This is a genomic window from Zhongshania sp. (genome assembly GCF_041584495.1).
In the GTDB taxonomy this organism is placed as follows: domain Bacteria; phylum Pseudomonadota; class Gammaproteobacteria; order Pseudomonadales; family Spongiibacteraceae; genus Spongiibacter.
Window position 1 is genome coordinate 1 of sequence record NZ_JBFHDY010000215.1, and the last position, 3,081, is coordinate 3,081.

General features: G+C 49.6%; 4 protein-coding genes. All 4 read right to left on the minus strand.

Going from position 1 to position 3,081, the window contains the following annotated elements; all coding sequences use genetic code 11:
* Positions 1–281: hypothetical protein (locus tag ABYP33_RS18230; RefSeq protein ID WP_373092675.1), on the minus strand; the 281-nt coding region annotated here is incomplete at its 3' end.
* A gap of 37 nt (positions 282–318) precedes the next feature.
* Positions 319–1,368, minus strand: coding sequence for an NAD(P)H-dependent flavin oxidoreductase (locus ABYP33_RS18235; RefSeq protein WP_373092676.1), 1,050 nt, complete (start codon positions 1,366–1,368; stop codon positions 319–321).
* Positions 1,369–1,444: 76 nt separating this feature from the next.
* A complete protein-coding gene (locus tag ABYP33_RS18240; protein ID WP_373092679.1) occupies positions 1,445–1,792 on the minus strand; it encodes a DUF1294 domain-containing protein in 348 nt (115 codons plus the stop codon).
* A 128-nt stretch (positions 1,793–1,920) separates the two neighbouring features.
* The coding region (locus ABYP33_RS18245; RefSeq protein WP_373092678.1) for a winged helix-turn-helix domain-containing protein at positions 1,921–3,081 on the minus strand (1,161 nt) is incomplete at its 5' end.

Consider the following 3,081-nt stretch of genomic DNA (forward strand, 5'->3'; position numbering starts at 1 on the left):
CAATTTGAAACACTTGATATTAAGTAACTTCCTGACCTTGTTTTAATGGTTGCGTGTGAATGGGCTTCGGCGCTTTTCCCACCAAGAACAGCACATTTTTCAATAACGCCGGTCATTACTTTTAAGGTTTCTCCGTTCGCAATGATGCAAATAGCAACATAGACGCCCAGAATTAATATTGCAGCAAATACCACCTTGGCTAAACTCTTAATATTATTTTTCATCATCTCTACATTCATTAATTTTGGCGCCACTAGACGTATAATGATACCGCTCAACACCACACTTTCACCCAAAACGAGTAACGCTCGCGTGTCATCAGTGTGACTTATAAATTGATCTCGCCAGCTCCTTGGTCAGCAACTGCGCCGAGATTTCTTTGCAGCCACTCACATTCTGTCCAGCCCACAAGGGCGAAAAATCGCCACTGCCCATACTTTCTGCCCTTACCCGCAAGGATGTGATGGCTGTTGCCGCCAGCGGAAATTGTGGAGCGAGGCTATTTATCGGCCCAAGCTCGCGGATTAAACGGTTTACAATGCCCCGCGCCGCACCACCGCTGAACAAATTGGTGAGCGCGGTAAAATTAGCAGCGTCACTTTGCAGGGCTGCGCGGTGAATTGGGCTGGTGTTCGCCTCGGGGCAAAGCAAATAGGCGGTACCAATTTGAGCGGCTATCGCGCCGAGTTTAACGGCCGCGTCAACGCCTGTGCTGTCGGCAATTCCGCCCGCCGCAATAACAGGAATATTTACCGCGCTGGCAATTTGCGGCAGCAAGGCAAAGGTGCCAACTTGGGTATTGAGATCCGTCGACAAAAAGAAGCCGCGATGGCCGCCCGCCTCTAAGCCCTGGGCGATGACCGCATCTGCTCCGCGGGCCTCGAGCCAGCGCGCTTCAGCGACGGTGGTGGCGCTTGCAATTATCTTTCCGCCCCAAGCCCGTATTTTCGCCATTAATTCCGGTGCGGGCAGGCCAAAATGAAAACTCACTACTGGCGGTTTAAATTCCCCTAAGAGCTCGGCTGTTTCAGCGCTAAAAGGCCTGCGCCCTGCACCCTCGGGTATCGCGTTTACATCTATACCCAGCTCAGTAAAATACGGCGCCAGCGCCTGTCGCCAGTTTCGCTCTTGCTCCGCATCCGGTTCTGGTGGCACATGACAGAAGAAATTAAGATTATAGGGTTTACTGGTCTTCGTGGTCAGTGCGCGTAGTTCCGTATGCAGTGCGTCTGAACTTAGCATTGCACAGGGCAGCGAACCCAGACCGCCAGCATTGGATACAGCAACAGCTAGCTCGTGGTTTTGTACCCCCGCCATCGGCGCTTGAATAATAGGCAGTTCAACGCCGAGAAGTTCTTTTATATTCATTGCCTATCCCCTTGCAAAGTAATCACGGCTATCTGCATCGCAAGAATGAATTTTACCTTGGCGCTTCATCTTAATCCTAACGCGGTCGGTGAAACGCGGTTAATTCCTGCACAATAGCAGTACCTAGATTTACGCCAAACTGCGCCACCGCCCAATCTCCTGCTTTATCGCTATAATAACGTAAGGTTTCGGAGGCCTTGGCCGTGTGGAGCCAAGCAAGCAGGCCAATGTTTAATAAAAACGTCACGGCAAACACCGCACGGAAGCTGACTTTTTGAGTTTTATGCCTAAGTCTTTGCTGAGCGATAAGTGCGCCCGGCCATCCACCCAGAAAAGCAGTCAAATGCAAGGTATTCTCCTGCACTCGCCAAGCGCCACGCCTTGCCGCCTTTTTATCTTTGGCATAGAGCGTATATGACGCAATACTGGCATGAAATACGCCACGCTCACCAGTACTGGGCTATATCCAAACCAATAGGCGTCAAGAAGGCCTGCAATTAATAAAATAATTGGGTAGTAATAAATTTTCATCAGATGTTCGCTTATTGCGGCTTACGGCGCTAAGGCGCTTTGCAAACGCCGGTTTAGTTGGTCTGGATAAACTTTTGTCAATGACACGACATCACAGTTTTGGAACTGACAGAATTGCTTAACGGCCTCTACAAAAGCGAAAACAAGCATTTCCTCGTTGTTATTGTGCACATCAAAGTGCAGAAATTTAATTTCCAAACGGCGTTCCCTGCGATGGGCTTTGCAATCCATACGCCCAATAAATTCATCGCCGTAAAGCAGTGGCAGACTAAAGTAGCCGTACTTGCGCTTAGCTTCGGGGACATAGCATTCTATTTGATACTCAAACTGAAACAAGGCTTTAAGACGGTCGCGCTGAATAACACTATTATCAAATGGCGAGAGAATCATGAGACGCTTGTTCAGTCTCGGTAGCGGCCTTGCTAGCGCACCCGCGTGTACAATAAACACCTCGCCATTGCTCGCCTGCACTTGTTCAAAATTACCCAACTCCACGCCCTTAGCGACTTGTGCCTTTACTGCTTTGCGCAGTTCAGTGTCACGCCGTAGGTAAGTAAAGCCCTTTAATGCAACTAGTCCATGGCAGCGCAGCTGCTGATCTATCATATGCGCAGCAAATTCATCCACACTGGGCATTGATGTGTTTATATTGACCGGCAGCACTCGCTCGGTGAGATCATAGGTTTTTTGGAAGCCCTCGCGATTGCTGACCATGAGGTCACCCTGCATATACAATTGTTCCAAGGCTTTTTTGGCGGGCTTCCAATCCCACCAGCCCGCACGCTGCTTAGGATTGGTTTCGAGGTCCCGAGATCGCAACGGACCATCGATACGAATACGGGCTAACAAATCCCTCATCAACTTTTTATCTGGCGTTTTAAACCAGTGGGTGCGGCCGCACTTAATTGCATGCTTATACGGTAAAGAAAAACGAAAATCTTCAATGGGAATAAGCGCCGCAGCGTGTGTCCAATACTCAAAAATGTCGCCGTTCAGCAACATCTGATTCGTCATCGTCGGTTGGAAATTAGGCACCCGCGAATACAAAACATGATGATGCGCCCGCTCGACCACCGAAATAGTATCGATTTGCACATACGCCAAGTGCTGAATAGCCTTACGCGCACCCTCTATTCCGCGCCCATACGGTTGTGCTTGCAAGAGCCCCTGTGCAGATAGCGC